The organism is Enterovibrio norvegicus (assembly GCF_002876705.1).
GTDB lineage: Bacteria > Pseudomonadota > Gammaproteobacteria > Enterobacterales > Vibrionaceae > Enterovibrio > Enterovibrio norvegicus_B.
In genome coordinates this window covers 604,018-619,640 of sequence record NZ_MDAG01000057.1, presented here as the reverse complement: position 1 = coordinate 619,640, position 15,623 = coordinate 604,018, and the positions used below count along the sequence as shown (strand labels likewise).

Sequence of the window (15,623 nt, the reverse complement as noted above, 5' to 3'; positions counted from 1 at the left end):
GTGATTTGTTTGACGAGACTTTTCGAAGCAACAAAGTAAAGTGTGTCGACCATGAACCGATCGGATAACGTAAAGTGGTGAATGTGATTAAGCCAACGAGCGTTGTAGATTGAAAGAAGTCATCTTTGGCAGAGACGTTTAAATGGTATTTGATGTTTTGTAATTGGTGCGGTTTGGGATGGCTAACAATAGCAGTGAGAACACAGGCCACATAACGGATAGTTTGAATCAGTCAGAGACACAAGTTTCCTTGTTAACATCCTATAGTTTTAGTTCGCATTATGTATATTATGTTAAATAGGGTGTGCGGGAGAATGAAATCTGATTATCTCACGCCCCTAACCACTCTCTTCTCTCTATCTTTCTATTTAAAATCAATCTATTGAACGTAATTGGCTATTTACCATAAAGTATATAATTACCAGTTTACTAAGATGCCTTTCACGAAACATGGTTTCCTGAAGCCTCTTCATCCTCTGGGAATTATAGTTGAGCGCTTTGGTGCAAATCCCATGCGTGTTTTCGATACGCATGCGACATTGTTAAATCATAACAATGGTTTGATGACTGCAAACTTTGCCCGCCAATCCTTTTCGCGCATTACCTTGGACCTTCCATCACTTAAACAAGCGCCGAGAGCTGAATAAAAAAAGCCAGCAGTCTTTAACTGCTGGCTTTATGGATGTACGTCTGCCCAGTTTGGACAGACTTTATCTGACGATTAAGGTTGAACTACGCTGCCGAACTCATCGACATGCACAACATAAATCGATCTGTCATTGCCATTTGCGGCTGAATCCTTGCCAGTAAAGGTAATGCTGAAAGCACCGTTGTTACCGACTGGTGTGATATCGAAACCAAGACTGTTGTCATTGACACCATCTTGACCGGTGAATATCATTTTTTCACCGACTTTCACGCCCATTGAATTGAATTTCTGAACGTTAACTTCATACCTGACATCGCCAACTTCAGCCCAAACCAGCACGTAGTCTCCCGCACTGCCTACACCAACAACTTTAGCTGGGCCATGTCCACCATTCACATTGAATTTTTCAACGGCTTGAGTAGCAACACCATTTGAATCAAAGTGTTGGGTGTAGTTGAGCCATTTATTGTTTTCTATGCCACGCCAGATAACAACAAACTTACCTTCGCTTCCAATCGGAGCAATTGATGGATAACTGTTGCCTGTCGTGCCAGACAAACTTAGCGTCTGGATAGAATTAGCCACTGGTGTATTGTTGGTTGCATCCATCAGAGCCATTTTAACTGTGTTGTTTGCTGCGCCCACAATCGCGTATTTACCGTTACCAATACTGACAACATTGGTTTCCAAATCCCCAACGCCATCGGTACCACCGATACTCAGTGTTTGGGTGTTGCCAATCTTGCTGCCATCAGAAGAAAGCATCACGATGTTAGTCGCTGTGGCTGTCGAGCCATGGTTCCAAGAAATGATGTAGTTACCGTTATCTAAAACGCTAATTTCAGGTTTTGCCTCAATGGAGTAACCATTTGAGTTGGTAGAAACAGAGCCGACGACTGTCGCTGTTCCTACTTTGTTTCCGACTAAATCAAGTTTCTGCATGTATACCGAGAAACCGTTTTGCCAAATGATCACACTGGTGTTACCAGAATGCTCAGAAGTGACAGACCTAAGAGCAGAAGCACCCAAATCCATAACAGGTCCCATCGTTGCACCATTGTGTTGGCTTGGATCAGCGTAAATCACTTGTGCATAGGAATGTGTGTTGAGGCTAGTACTGTTGTTATAGCCTGTCCACGTTGCCAACATATCACCATTGTCATTTAGCATGGTTATCTGAGGTGACTCAATTCTTTGTCTGGTGCCAAACGTGAGTTCTTCGCCTTTGAGCGTGCCGTCAGCGTTAAAGCTTTGCAGATAGACTTTGTTGTTTCCGTGATAATCAGTGCTCCACCCTCTCCAAACCACGGTGTAACTGCCATCAGCATTTGTTGTGGTGACATAGGCAGAGTCATCAGCAGTATTGTCGCCACTGCCTTCCAAGTTTTGTTCGACAGAACCTGAACCGTCGTTATCAGCAATAACGATAGATGCACTGCTCTGGTCGCTCTTGTCATCTTTCGTCCAAGCCGCGATGGAGAAATTCTCGCTATTTTCCGCTGTATCATCATTCACAGTTGGAATACCAATGCGAACAGACGTGATGCCTTGTGGCAACGTGATTTCTGTTAGCGTCGATGAAATAGTCGCAGTACCGGTTGTTCCGTCAGAATAAAGCAATGAAACGGTATTGAGATAATCGCTGTTTAGTGCGGCAGTACCATCCGTGAGTGACAAACGAAGCTTGGCTGCGGCCGATGTTTCGCTATCAAAATTGACAGTGGCGTAAGCCACATCACCTTCGCTCACAGACGCTGAGGAAAGTGTAATTCCAGTGACTTCAGGACTTAGCTCACTTGGGAATATAGTTTTCGGATAACACGTGTGATCTTCTGAAGTGACGGTTCCCATCGCACTGATACGACTTGGGAAGAGCCCTACTTTCACTCTTTCACCCGTCGATGGATTCACGCGAAACAGGAAGTTACTGTTCACATTGCCAGAAACATTCTGGTTTTTTGCTGCTACCAACAATTGACCGTTCTGATCCAAGGTCGCTGACGTTACGAAGTCGATAAAGTGAAATGCTTTTAGTGTTTGTGCACCAGTGGTGGTATCGATTTTGAATGAACGACCGTTGGTGACAAACAGAAGTTCGCCTTCATAAAAGACAAATGAACCCCAGTTAGTGAAACCACCAAAACGTAGGTTGTTATCAAAACTACCAATTTCAGTCGTTTCCCCTGTTTCTGCGTCTATTTTAAATATCGTTCTCGCATCAGAGGCAAACAGTTCACCCGTATTCGGCTGGAAAGCCATACGCAAGATCTGCTTATTTACTATAGGTCCAGCAACATGCTCTCCAGTCGTCGGATCCATATAGGCAAGTTGGTATTGTCTGTATTTGTTGCCATGGAGATCAAGGCCCAAAAACTCTTCCGGTGTGAAATCACTTTCTGGGATCTCAACATGAAACCCAGTCGGTTGTGACGCATTGGTATAATAGAGGCGATCGGTGATTGGGTTATACGACATCCCAGGCCCACTGAACATGGCGCGAGAATGATAGGTAGAACGATTCACGGCATCAGCAGCATAGATACCCGTCATCTTTTCCAGTTCTTGGACATCCAAAAGAAGGCCCACATGGTTACGCCCTGCATTCATTGAATAAACGTTACCGGCACAATTCGCTATTGCTTGTGCTGATGTGAGTGCTCCAGCCAGGATGGCCACCGAGATCAAAGTTTTTCTCATTGTGAAAGATACCTATCATCCATAATTTTTGATTAGTGTTTGCGTCCCACTGATTGAGCCTTTTTTCAATGGAGTGGTAACGCTTTGAAGAGCCTACTTCTCAAAACTGAAAAAAAACACCTTGTTTTTGAGAGGTATTTATTTTTCATGATTTTTAAGGATAAACGCCCCCCTAAATGAGACGAGAGAATGAGATACGAATGGAAGAGTAAATAAGCAAAGCATGAGTAAGGAATGAAGATGTTCACTGAGGCTGTGAGTCAGGGTTTTCGCGCTTGGTCAAACTCCCCTGTTTTGACTGAGCGTAAACATGCCGAGTATCGAGTTTTTGGCAGCAAAGCATCCCAGATATGACCGACACACGATGGGCATAGCAATGATACAAAACGTACCTGCAGAGTGTTGTGTCTAGTGCGTAGTGGCTTGTTTTTTGTAAGCACTATTAGCGAGTTAGTCTAAAAAATTTAAGTGTTACAGTGTCACTATATAAATCGAAACACACTGATTGGATAATTAACACACAAGGGGCGATTGATTTTTAAGCGCGCTTTGCCTTTCGTCTATTGGCTTTGCCGTAGTTTGACGGATGCATGCTTAAATCATCCGCATATCGGTGCAATTCCAACCACTCTCACCATGCTTTATACAGTCTGTAATTGGATGCAGCCACAACAGATCGCGGTGACAAATTCATGAAAACCAATGCCTCATTATCGAGTGTTGATGATGCGCCTCCAGCCTCCTCTAAGATCAAATGCCCAGCAGCGTAAACCAAAGCATTTGCTTTCCATGTAAGGAAAGTTGACAGCGTCCCGTTGCAATCCAACACCAATCGAGCGCACTTGCACCAAAGCTTTGTTCTGATCGATAAGGAGCTGAAACAGTGAGTTGGGTTCTAAACATCAGTGCGGAAATGAGTGCCAGTGAAGCCATCAAGCAAGCAGTATCAGCAGGTTTATGTTTTGGGATTGTGTCTAAGCACACCATTGAATTGGAACTTGAAACAAAGAGATTATGCGTGTTGGATGTGGAGGAAATGCCAATAATTCGGCATTGGTATTTAGTACATCGAAAGGACAAAAAGTTATCGCCGATTGCCCAAACGTTCATGACCTTTCTGTTGAATGAATGCGGTGATTATCTTAGTTAACATATATTTATTTTATTTTCAGCGAGTTAGTAAAAAGGCCAAGATGTGACATCGTCACTTCTTGGCCTTCTTCTTTGTGTTTGAATGATTAGAAATGGCGTGTGCCTTCCTACTAATGCGTAATGTATTTCGAGTGACGCTGTAACGTTTGCTTTAACACTACCGCTCGGATGGGTTTGGTGACAAAGTCGTCCATTCCTGCATCAAGACACTTCTCTTTGTCTTCGTTCATGGCATTCGCCGTCAATGCGATGATCGGGAGTGCATGTCCGTGAGATCGTAGATACTTCGTGGCTTCAATGCCGCACAAAACCGGCATCGACATGTCCATCAAAATCAGATCAAACTGTTCCCGTTTCTCTTCAATAATATCGATCGCTTCTTGGCCATTATTAGCAACAACAACCTGATGCCCTGCTTTTTCAAGCATGAGTTTCACTACCATCTGGTTAGCTTTGCTGTCTTCGGCGACCAATACCTTGAGTGGCTGAATCACGTCATCACTCGGTTTGTCTTTTTTCACCAACTCATTGGCGGCAGGTTTAATTAACGGAATGTTAATTCTAAAACGGGTACCCACGTCAGGCTCACTTTCAAATGCTATTGTGCCATTCATCATGGACACGAGTTTCTTACAGATAGATAGCCCTAAGCCTGTTCCACCATATTTTCTTGTAATGCTTCCATCCGCTTGTGTAAACGGTTGGAAGATGTCTTTTTGACGATCTGGATGAATACCAATGCCGGTGTCTTCAACGGCAAGCTCCAACCAATCGCCATTGGTCCACATCGAGACTTCGACGCGTCCTGATTCTGTAAATTTCACGGAGTTTCCGACCAGATTCAACAGTATCTGAGTGAAGCGATTTCCGTCTTGGTAAATCAGGTCTGGCACATTTTCCGCAATGTCCGTACGCAGCTCGATGTCTTTTTTCGAGGCGTTTTCTTTCAATTGATTGAATACAATAGTGACACTGTCACGCGGGTTGATATTTTCAGGCGATAGCGAGAAACGCTCAGACTCAATACGAGAAATATCAAGTACATCGTTTATGATGATCAGCAACAACTGTGCGGATTTATCCATCTGCAAAACCCAAGATTCTTGCTCGCTGTCGAGGGGGGACTGCTCCAAAGTATCGAGCAACCCCATCACGGCATTCAGTGGTGTTCTGATTTCATGGCTCATCATTGCTAAAAATTGGGATTTGGCTGCGTTTGCTGATTCCGCTTGTTGTCTGGCTTGTTGCAGTTCCTGCAGCCTTTGCTTACGCGTTGTGATGTCCTTTGCTGTTCCTCGAAAACCCAAACAATTGCCGCGCTTATCGTAATAAGGACGCCCAGACAAGCTTATCCACTTCACTTTGCTATCGCGTGAAATCTGCCACTCAACTTCAGAAAAGGTTTCTTCAAGTTGGATTAAGTCGAGCAGCTTATGCTTCACCTCGGGTTGTTTATTGAGGTGAGCAATAATGGCGCTTGGTTCTGTCGATAAGGCTTCATTTGACGGTGACGACAGATAAGTAAATTGAAGGTTGTTGTCGATTTCCCAGAACCAATCCCCCGCTGTTTTAGCAAAATCGCGAAAGCGTTGGCGGCTCGCCGTGAGCTCTTGAGTTTTGACGGAGACCAAACACTGAAGGCGTTCGCGGTAATCGATGTCGATAATCGTGCGTTCGATTAAAGGGCGAAAACGTTCGATAACTTGCTGTGCTTTGGTATCGAAACCGCCTTTGCTTGCTGAGAACAGCATGAGAATGGATTCACTCGCATTGACTGTCATGCCTGTTATCAATGCAGAATGGCAGCTTTCAAAATCAATGCTATCCAACAAAGAGAATTCACTGACGCGCTCTGGCGCATAGAGGATGACAGTTTGCCCGTTCACGCAACGTGAAAATGTTTTCCCGTCTTTCCATTGCAGATCTTCAACTTGTTGGGATGTGGACACTAAACAAGAAAACTTCTCTTCTGTGTCTTTGTTTCGAATAAGTACTAGTGCATCGTCAAAAGAGACATAGCGTTCGATAACTTTAAGCAGCGTATTGAAGACTTCAATTTTGTTGCTCGCGCCAGACATAGCGGAAATCGCTGACAAAATGGCGCGGTTTTCTTCCTTGAACTTCTGCTCGCGTTCTTCAACACGATTAAGTTCAAACAACGTTTCCTGAAGTTTCTCTGAAACCGCGTTTGTCATAGCTCTTCCTTGTGGAACAAAACAGCAGAGATCATGAGGTTACCGTGGGCGATTTCTCCGCCCAAAAACTGGCCTTGTTCACCAAAGGTAAACGGGCAAATAAACGGTGCGTCATGCATCGAGCGGCTCATGTTTATTGCCACGTCATGCAAAGACGGTTTTACATGCAGCATACAGCCAGCACAATAGATTGCGATACCGCCTACAGGTACATCGGCATTCTTGTCATGTTCATTGGCGGAGTTGACGACTCGCCCTGCCCGCGATACAAGCATTTCCGTGGTGCCGGACATGAAATGCACGGTCTCGCCTTCGAAGATGCTACAAAACATTTGAATGCCACCATCGTCTGAGACCTTTGATGGGTGCGAAAGACTGTAATAAGGCATGCCATGAATTTCACCGGTTTGACGCCCGAGCGGGAACAAGGTGGATTGAGCAAATAATTGTGCAGGGTCGATTTCCAATCCTGTGGCGTCACGATACCAACGAGAATAAACTTTAGCCGCGGGCTCGCCGTTCAATTCAACTAGTGTGCGCCCTTCTACTTTGGTGGCAATGGCATGTGGTCCCATTGCGGCATATCCGCTGTGGAATGAATAACTGATACGACCTGATGGGAAATACACTGCCATACCAATGCCGTCAGCCGTGATTCTTTCACGGTCGAACAAAGACCAGTTACCACAGATTTCATCATCCGCGGCTGTACCGCCGATGATAGGGACATTGACACCAAGCTCGCTGCGGATGGCACGAAGCACTGTTTCTTCATGACCCGGCGTTGTATGGAGTGTTATAAGCGCAGGCAGTTCTCCTGGGCGGCCACTGTCGTCAATGGCCTTTTGCAACACAGCTTTGGCTTGCGTGAGCACATCTAAGCCAGGGTCGAGTTGGACGACTGCACTACCATACGCGCCCTCTTTGTCTTGAATTGACCAAACCGCGAGGTTATGACCATTCACATACCCTTTGTCTGTCATCGTGCCTTGGCAAGACGAACAACCGAGCACATGTGAATTGGGGAAATGTTTTCTAAGTTCGCTTTTGATGACGTCAACATCTTGCGTTTCTGTGTAGTACGCCAAAATAAGATCAGGCGACGAGTTGGTCGCGCAGATTTCCACCGCAATTTCTTCAACGGCGGTGATGGCGTTAGCATTTGATGACGAAGATGTTGCTATTCTCATTAGCGTTTGGCTATCGAATTTACTGCATTGACCTCAATAATAGCGTTCTCTCTTTATCAAACTCCAGTGTTTAGCCGTTTTCTTTACGTTTAATCACTGAATTCTCTATTGATAGACGATAGAATCATCACATTCGAGATGAATTTACCGCTTGCCATGGATAGCCAGCTTTATATTGTCATACCCTCTCAAGAGCCTTTAAGTCAGATCATCAGTAAGCATCTGGCAGAAAAAGGAAACTCCATTGTCTACTTAACCGACAACGAATCGGAAGGCTATGCCATTGCAGCAGAAGAACCACGCGTTCGTTATCGCTTCTGCTCACCTCATGATCTCAATGCCATAGAACACGAGCTTTATTGGGTTGAAAGGAACATTTCTCCAATTAATAGCGTAGTGGTAATGATCAATGAAGAAGATATCGAACAGGAAAGAATGCCTATCTCAGAGGATATTTTTTCGTTATATGCATCCCGTCTTAGCGAAAATCAGCCTCACCTGTCACTGACCTATGTGATCACCCCTAAATCCAAAGAAAAATCATCAGATTCATTGGTGGCTCTCCATCTAAAGCTATGTGAATTGGCGCACAAAGACCAAAACGGTTCAGGGATAAAAATCAATCACGTTGTCCTGTCTCCTGGTCAGGAAGCCCTTGAAGGTGTATGTAGCAGCATTGCGAGGGATGCTGCTGATTTGATTCACTTCCTGTCAACTAATCGTGCCAAAGCGATGCAACAACAAGCCTTCTATTTTTCAAACTGAACCATAAAAATGCCAATAAAAAAGCAGCCTAGGGCTGCTTTTTTATTGAATTATTCAGTTTCATGCGCAATTTATTCTCAAACGTTGAAATGTTAATGCCTTTCGCATAAATATTAATTTAAAGTTAAAAGTTAATTGCTATTTGATCTTGATCAATGAAGAGAATCAGTTTCTGGTTTGGCCCTGTTTTAACACTCTCAGGCAAAACATAAATATAAGTCGTATCGGAATTATCCCGCGCTATTTCTTGTTGCAGTATGACGTTATTTCCCCGCTCTGAATCAACACGTAAATTGATGGGTTTAACACGGGAGGTAACAGCAAGGCTTTCTTCTCCATCTTCTTGTTTTAAAAGATGTATGTCTACAGTGTGACTCTCTAAAGACACACTGCATGCCCCTACTGATATTTGACAAATCAAGGCAGTCTCATTTGAAGAGTAATTCATTGTTCGCCAAATAAAAGCTGTGATAAGTACAGACATAACGACTAATATTTGTACAAGTCGACCTGTGGTTAATTTTTCTGCTGCCATAATTTACTCGGTATTCCCGTGTTACAGAGCTCAAAGTTTTAGTAGAAATGTTACTCAAGGGTAAACCGTCTGTGGTTAGAACCCTGTATTTCACTGTTTAAGTGAAGTATCATCGGTGCCGAAAATGCCACTTTTACAATGAAATAGCAATGGAATGCATTAAGTGGACAGAAAACAAGCACTATTCGCATTGCATTGCTTCTGGGTGGCATTGTGACATTTTTGTCACTATGTATACGTGAGTGTAGTAATCAAAAAAAGTGGAAGCATGCAATATGAGCCAAGATAAGCAGCTTGAACTGGACTACAACTACCGCGTTGTCCGTCAATTTACCCTAGTAACAATCTTGTGGGGCATTGTGGGCATGGGTGTTGGTGTTCTAATTGCCGCTCAGTTGGTTTGGCCCGCACTAAACTTCGATATTCCTTATCTGACTTATAGCCGACTAAGACCACTGCATACAAATGCCGTGATCTTTGGTTTCGGCACAAGTGCGCTTTTCGCAACGTCTTATTACGTTGTGCAGCGTACTTGTCAGACACGTCTATTCGGGGGCAAGCTGGCTGAATTTACCTTCTGGGGATGGCAAGCAGTTATTCTTTCTGCAGCGATTTCTTTGCCGTTGGGTTATACCACCAGTAAAGAATACGCAGAGTTAGAATGGCCAATTGATATCGCAATCGCCGTAGTGTGGGTAGCTTATGCCGTGGTGTTCTTTGGAACCATGATTAAGCGAAAGACCTCCCATATCTATGTCGCAAACTGGTTCTTTGGAGCCTTCATTCTTACTGTCGCTGTTCTTCATATCGTTAACAGCATGGCAATACCTGTTAGTGGAATGAAGTCATACTCCATTTATGCTGGTGCCATCGATGCGATGATTCAGTGGTGGTATGGACATAACGCCGTAGGTTTCCTTTTGACCGCAGGTTTCTTGGGTATGATGTATTACTTCGTACCAAAGCAAGCGGGGCGTCCGGTTTACTCTTACCGTTTGTCTATTGTTCACTTCTGGGCGCTGGTTTCCCTCTATATCTGGGCGGGTCCACACCACCTCCACTACACTGCACTTCCTGATTGGACGCAGTCTCTGGGTATGGTGATGTCGATTGTTCTGTTCGCACCTTCTTGGGGCGGTATGATCAACGGTATCATGACCTTGTCAGGTGCATGGCACAAACTACGCTATGACCCAATCCTACGATTCCTGATTGTTTCTTTGTCCTTCTACGGCATGTCGACGTTCGAAGGCCCAATGATGGCAATCAAAACGGTTAACGCCCTCTCCCACTACACAGACTGGACAATCGGTCACGTTCACTCAGGTGCACTTGGTTGGGTTGCGATGGTTTCTATCGGTGCGGTTTACCACTTGATTCCGAAATTGTTTGGTCAAGAACGCATGTACTCTCTGCGCTTGATCAACATCCACTTCTGGCTGGCAACAGTTGGCGTTGTGCTTTACATCGTCGCAATGTGGATTTCAGGTGTTATGCAAGGCCTGATGTGGCGCGCGGTAAACACAGACGGTACGTTAACGTACAGCTTTGTTGAGTCTCTTGAAGCCTCTTACCCGTTCTACTTCGTTCGCTTTGTTGGTGGCGCAATCTTCCTGTCGGGCATGCTTTTGTTGGCGTACAACGCTTACAAAACGATCTCTGCACCGAAGGCAAGTTTGAAAGCCATTGAACAAGCAGCATAAGGAGACCAACTAATGAGTTCTAGTCGTCATGAAATTGTAGAGAAGAACGTTGGTCTTTTTGCAATCTTAACGGTCATTGCGATCAGTCTTGGAGCCTTGGTGGAAATCACACCACTGTTGTTCCAAAAGCAAACAACGGAACCTGTCGATAACCTTCGTCCTTATACGGCGTTGGAGATGGAAGGCCGTGATATCTACATCCGTGAAGGGTGTAACGTATGTCACAGCCAGATGATTCGCCCATTCCGTGCTGAAACTGAACGTTATGGTCACTACTCAGTCGCTGGTGAAAGCGTATGGGAACACCCATTCCTATGGGGTTCTAAGCGTACCGGTCCTGATTTGGCGCGTGTTGGCGGTCGTTATTCTGATGAATGGCACCGTGTGCACCTTATCGACCCTCGTGCCGTTGTTCCAGAATCAAACATGCCTGGCTTCCCTTGGTTGGCAGAGAATGTTTTGGATGGCCGAGACACTGAGAAGAAGCTAACGATTTTCAGAGATATGTTTGGCGTACCTTACACCGATGAACAAATTGCAAATGCAAAAACGGACGTGGAAGGTAAAACTGAGATTGAAGCGCTTATTGCATATCTGCAATCTCTCGGCCATGCAATGAAGTAAGGGACTGTTATGGAAATTGTATCGTTCCACAGTATCTGGACACTCGTTATTTTTGTGTGCTTCATTGTTATTGCGCTTTGGGCTTACAGCGGTCGTCGTAAAAAGGATTTCGATGAAGCTGCAAACCTTGTCTTTGCCGATGAGGATAAGAGCCAAGTTAAGACAGGAGAAGATAATAAATGACTACGTTTTGGAGTCTATTCATCACTGTCATTACCCTCGGAACCCTCGCTGGTTGTGCTGCACTTGTAATCTGGTGTAGCAAAGATCTGAAAGGCATTTCTGATGGTGAAGATATGGGTCACGAATACGATGGTATCCGTGAGCTGAACAACCCACTGCCAAAGTGGTGGTCCTATATGTTCTGGGCAACCATTGTTTTTAGCTTGCTCTACTTGGCGCTCTACCCTGGCCTTGGTAACTTTAAAGGCCTGTTTGGATGGCAAAGTTCAGCACAGAACATCAGTAACGTTGAGGATTCACGCCAGCAGTTTGGTGATGATTCAGGGATTAACCAATATGCACGTGAGTTGGCTCAAGCCAATGCCATTTTTGGTGAGACCTTCCGTAAGCTTGCTTACAAGCCTGATTCGGATGAACTTCTGGATATCCCAGAAATCGCGAAGAACCCTGAGGCGGTAAAAGTGGGTCAGCGTCTCTTCATTCAAAACTGTGCTCAGTGCCACGGCTCAGATGCGCGCGGTCAAGCTGGCTTCCCGAACCTTACCGATAAGGCATGGTTATACGGTGGCGAGCCTGACACCATTAAGGCAACTCTCCTTCACGGTCGTGTCGGTAACATGCCAGCATGGTTAGATGCACTTGGCGAAGATGGCGTTAAAGAAGTGACAACCTATGCATTGAGCCTTTCTGGCCGTAAAGTGAACGCACAAGACGCAGCGAAAGGTAAAACCCGTTTCGTTGTTTGTGCGGCATGTCATGGTACAGATGGTAAAGGTAACCCTGCATTTGGTGCACCTGATTTGACTGATAACGTTTGGCTGTTTGGCGGTTCGAGAAAAGCCGTTGAACAAACCATTCTTTATGGTCGTCAAGGTGTGATGCCTGCTTGGAAAGACATTTTGGACGAAGATAAGATCCAGCTTCTTTCTGCTTATGTTTGGCAGTTAAGCGAAACAGAAAATCAATAATTAGTTAGTAAGACTTAAGCCCCTGCCTTGCAGGGGCTTTTTTACCCAAGAACTCTGTAAAAACAGGAAAGCAAAATGAACAAACCTTGGTATAAGCAGTTCTGGCCTTGGTTCCTGATTGCCCTGCCTGGCTCGGTCGTAGTGGCGAGCTTCTTCACCGTCAGCCTATTAACTGAAAATAAGGTTTCCTTAGTTTCTGAAGACTATTACAAAGACGGCAAAGGCATTAATCAGGACTTTTCCCGCCTTCGCAAAGCAGATGAACTGTCCGTATCTGCCATGCTTTCTGCTTCTGATGAAACAGCGATGTTTACGCTAGAGAAAGGTAAGCTTCCCCAGTATCCAACTCTGAACATTACGTTTCAGCACCGTACACTGCCAGACAAAGACATTGAGACCATTGTTAATGCTGACGCCAATGGGCGTTACCGCATTGCCCTCGTAGAGCCTTTACAAGGTCCATGGTACGTTGAGGTGAATGCTTTCGATGGTAGTTGGGCGCTAAACCGCAAGATCAACTTCCCTTCATCTGACCCAGTTAAGTTGTATGGCAAGAGCAAGGAATGACAAGAGAAGATTGTTACCACTGTGGAGAGCCAGTTCTCACTGGCGACTCCTTTCACGTTGAGATCCTCGGCGAAGAAAGAACAATGTGTTGTCCGGGCTGTGAAGCCGTCGCAACCACCATTGTCGCTAGCGGCCTAACCTCTTATTACGAATATCGCACCGCCCCAGCAGAAAAAGCCTCGCTCATTCCCGATGAACTTCAAACCCTTTCACTCTATGACAACGATGACATTCAGCAAGAGTTCGTTCGCCATGAGGATGGGATAGACGAAGTCGTATTGTCTGTTGATGGCGTATCTTGCGCCGCGTGTGCGTGGCTGATCGAAAAGCAACTTGGTAAAGAAGTGGGTGTTTCCCGTATTCAAGTGAATACCACAACCAACCGCGCCACGCTGCGTTGGGATCCTTATGCAACGAAACTCAGTATTCTGCTGAGTCGCATTCACGCCCTGGGTTACAAAGCTGCACCTTTTGAAGCAGACAGCCAAGAGCACCAATACCACCAAACCATGAAACAATACCTCTATAAATTGGGGATTGCGGGTTTGGCGACCATGCAAGTGATGATGCTTGCTGTGGCCATGTATTTCGAAGTGTTCGGAGACATGGATGAATCATTTCGAGATTACTTTCGTTGGGTGAGCTTAATCTTTGCCACGCCAGTACTGCTTTATTCCGCGATGCCTTTCTATATTAACGCATGGCGTAATTTGAAAGCACGAACGTTAGGCATGGATGTTCCAGTGTCTATCGCGCTGTTGTTTGCATACTTCGCGAGCTTGTACGCCACAGTAACTGGCGTTGGTGAAGTGTTTTTCGAATCGATCGCGATGTTCACGTTTTTCCTTCTTCTCGGGCGATTCCTCGAAATGCGCGCGAGACGAACGGCAGCCGCAGCCAGCGCAAACTTGCTTAAATTGATTCCCCGCTTAGCAACGTTGCAATCGGGAGAGCAAATCCCTGCGAAATCTCTCACCGTAGGTCATATTGTGCGCGTCCTCCCTGGAGAACCTTTTCCGGCGGATGGCGTGATATTGGAAGGCATCACAACGGTAGATGAATCCATGCTGACAGGCGAATCCATGCCTGAATCACGCAAAGTGGATGACGCTGTTTATGCCGGTACCATTAACATCGATGGTAATGTCGATGTGCACGTAACGGCAGAGAAGAAAGACTCGCTTATTGCGCACATCGTTCAGCTGCAAGATGCTGCACAATTGGCAAAACCGCGTGTCGCAGAGATAGCGGATATCGTGGCGAGATACTTTGTGTCAGCCATTTTGATCATCTCGGCGTTCACATGGTGGTATTGGCAAGGTCATCGTCCTGACGATGCATTTTGGATCATGCTGTCTGTATTGGTAGCAACGTGTCCGTGCGCCTTATCTTTGGCGACGCCTACTGCCCTAACCTGTTCAACGACGACATTCGGACGACTCGGTATTTTGCTTCGTCGTGGCCATGTTTTCGAAGCCATTACCAAAATCAATCGACTGATCATCGATAAGACGGGCACGTTAACGGAAGGAAACATCTCGCTCAAGGAAACCAGTACGTATGCGTCGTACTCTGAGAAAGATGTTTTATCGATTGCGGCCGCACTTGAATCTTATGCGAACCACCCTATTGCAGAGGCATTCGGTGAATGTGACAAAATGCAGGGTGTTACCAACGTCGAGAATGTCATCGGCGAAGGCCTTATCGGTCAATACGACGACGCGATGTGGCGAATCGGGAAACCGGCGTTTTCACTTGATGACCCATCAGACATTGGCGAGTCTCTTCACCAAATCTGGTTGTCGCGAAATGGCGAAAAAATTGCCTCATTTCGCTTGATCGATCCTATTCGTGAAAGTAGCCAAGCGCTTGTTGACCAGTTCCATCAAGCGGGCATTAAAATCACCATGCTGACGGGCGATAATTTCCACTCAGCACAGGCTGTTGCGAATCACCTTGGCATCGACGACGTCGTGTCGGATGTGTCTCCGAAAGGAAAGCTTGAGTATCTCCAGTCTCGTCCGAGTGATGAAGTGACCATGATGATTGGCGACGGCGTTAACGATGCGCCGGTTTTGGCTGGCGCTCACCTTTCTGTCGCAATGGGCAGTGGAACCGATGTAGCAAAAGCGTCTGCGGATATGGTGTTGCTTGGTGATGATTTGAGTAAATTACTAGAAGCACGCAAGCTCGCCGCATTTACGCAAAAAATCATTCGGCAGAATCTGGCCTGGGCGCTAGGATACAACCTCATCATTTTACCGCTTGCGGTCATGGGTTTTGTTGCGCCGTACATTGCAGTAGCCGGTATGTCAGGCAGTTCTGTTATCGTAGTAACCAACTCTCTGCGCCTGTTTAAGAAAGACGTCATTGAAAAACTAAGGGATGCCTAATC

At 45.6% G+C, this 15,623-nt stretch carries 12 protein-coding genes; 8 read left to right on the top strand and 4 right to left on the bottom strand.

Going from position 1 to position 15,623, the window contains the following annotated elements; genetic code table 11:
* Positions 1-721 precede the first annotated feature (721 nt).
* Entirely contained in the window at positions 722-3,346 is a 2,625-nt protein-coding gene (locus BCT27_RS22095) for a hypothetical protein (protein ID WP_102316507.1), read from the bottom strand.
* Positions 3,347-4,229: 883 nt separating this feature from the next.
* Here BCT27_RS22095 and BCT27_RS22090 point away from each other — a divergent pair.
* Positions 4,230-4,496, top strand: a complete 267-nt coding sequence (locus BCT27_RS22090) for a LysR substrate-binding domain-containing protein (RefSeq protein ID WP_241905248.1) — start codon at positions 4,230-4,232, stop codon at positions 4,494-4,496.
* Positions 4,497-4,608: 112 nt separating this feature from the next.
* On the opposite strand, the gene BCT27_RS22085 is transcribed toward BCT27_RS22090, so the two are convergent.
* The gene (locus BCT27_RS22085; protein WP_102396777.1) at positions 4,609-6,693 is read right to left on the bottom strand and encodes a PAS domain-containing hybrid sensor histidine kinase/response regulator; all 2,085 of its coding nucleotides are present in this window, start codon (positions 6,691-6,693) and stop codon (positions 4,609-4,611) included.
* Positions 6,690-7,883, bottom strand: a complete 1,194-nt coding sequence (locus BCT27_RS22080; RefSeq protein WP_102316505.1) for an FIST signal transduction protein — start codon at positions 7,881-7,883, stop codon at positions 6,690-6,692. The genes BCT27_RS22085 and BCT27_RS22080 overlap by 4 nt, the downstream gene beginning before the upstream one ends.
* A 108-nt stretch (positions 7,884-7,991) precedes the next feature.
* Between BCT27_RS22080 and BCT27_RS22075 the strand changes: the two genes are divergently transcribed.
* The gene (locus tag BCT27_RS22075; RefSeq protein ID WP_241908625.1) at positions 7,992-8,648 is read left to right on the top strand and encodes a hypothetical protein; all 657 of its coding nucleotides are present in this window, start codon (positions 7,992-7,994) and stop codon (positions 8,646-8,648) included.
* Positions 8,649-8,772: 124 nt separating this feature from the next.
* Here BCT27_RS22075 and BCT27_RS22070 read toward each other — a convergent pair whose 3' ends face one another.
* Entirely contained in the window at positions 8,773-9,183 is a 411-nt protein-coding gene (locus BCT27_RS22070) for a hypothetical protein (RefSeq protein ID WP_102316503.1), read from the bottom strand.
* 275 nt (positions 9,184-9,458) lie between these two features.
* On the opposite strand from BCT27_RS22070, the gene ccoN reads away from it, so the two are divergent.
* From ccoN to BCT27_RS22040, 6 genes are all read left to right on the top strand, one after another.
* A complete protein-coding gene (gene ccoN, locus BCT27_RS22065) occupies positions 9,459-10,886 on the top strand; it encodes a cytochrome-c oxidase, cbb3-type subunit I (RefSeq protein WP_102316502.1) in 1,428 nt (475 codons plus the stop codon).
* Between the two features lie 12 nt (positions 10,887-10,898).
* Positions 10,899-11,510 carry a cytochrome-c oxidase, cbb3-type subunit II gene (gene ccoO / locus BCT27_RS22060; RefSeq protein ID WP_017008424.1) on the top strand — a complete coding sequence of 204 codons (612 nt, stop codon included), beginning with the start codon at positions 10,899-10,901 and terminating at the stop codon, positions 11,508-11,510.
* Between the two features lie 9 nt (positions 11,511-11,519).
* Positions 11,520-11,693 carry a CcoQ/FixQ family Cbb3-type cytochrome c oxidase assembly chaperone gene (locus BCT27_RS22055; RefSeq protein ID WP_017008423.1) on the top strand — a complete coding sequence of 58 codons (174 nt, stop codon included), beginning with the start codon at positions 11,520-11,522 and terminating at the stop codon, positions 11,691-11,693.
* Positions 11,690-12,661, top strand: a complete 972-nt coding sequence (ccoP, locus tag BCT27_RS22050; protein ID WP_102396775.1) for a cytochrome-c oxidase, cbb3-type subunit III — start codon at positions 11,690-11,692, stop codon at positions 12,659-12,661. Before BCT27_RS22055 ends, ccoP begins: the two co-directional genes overlap by 4 nt.
* Positions 12,662-12,736: 75 nt before the next feature.
* The gene (locus BCT27_RS22045) at positions 12,737-13,228 is read left to right on the top strand and encodes a FixH family protein (protein ID WP_102316501.1); all 492 of its coding nucleotides are present in this window, start codon (positions 12,737-12,739) and stop codon (positions 13,226-13,228) included.
* Positions 13,225-15,621: a heavy metal translocating P-type ATPase gene (locus tag BCT27_RS22040; RefSeq protein WP_102396774.1), complete on the top strand. Its 2,397-nt coding sequence runs from the start codon at positions 13,225-13,227 to the stop codon at positions 15,619-15,621. Before BCT27_RS22045 ends, BCT27_RS22040 begins: the two co-directional genes overlap by 4 nt.
* Positions 15,622-15,623: the final 2 nt, after the last annotated feature.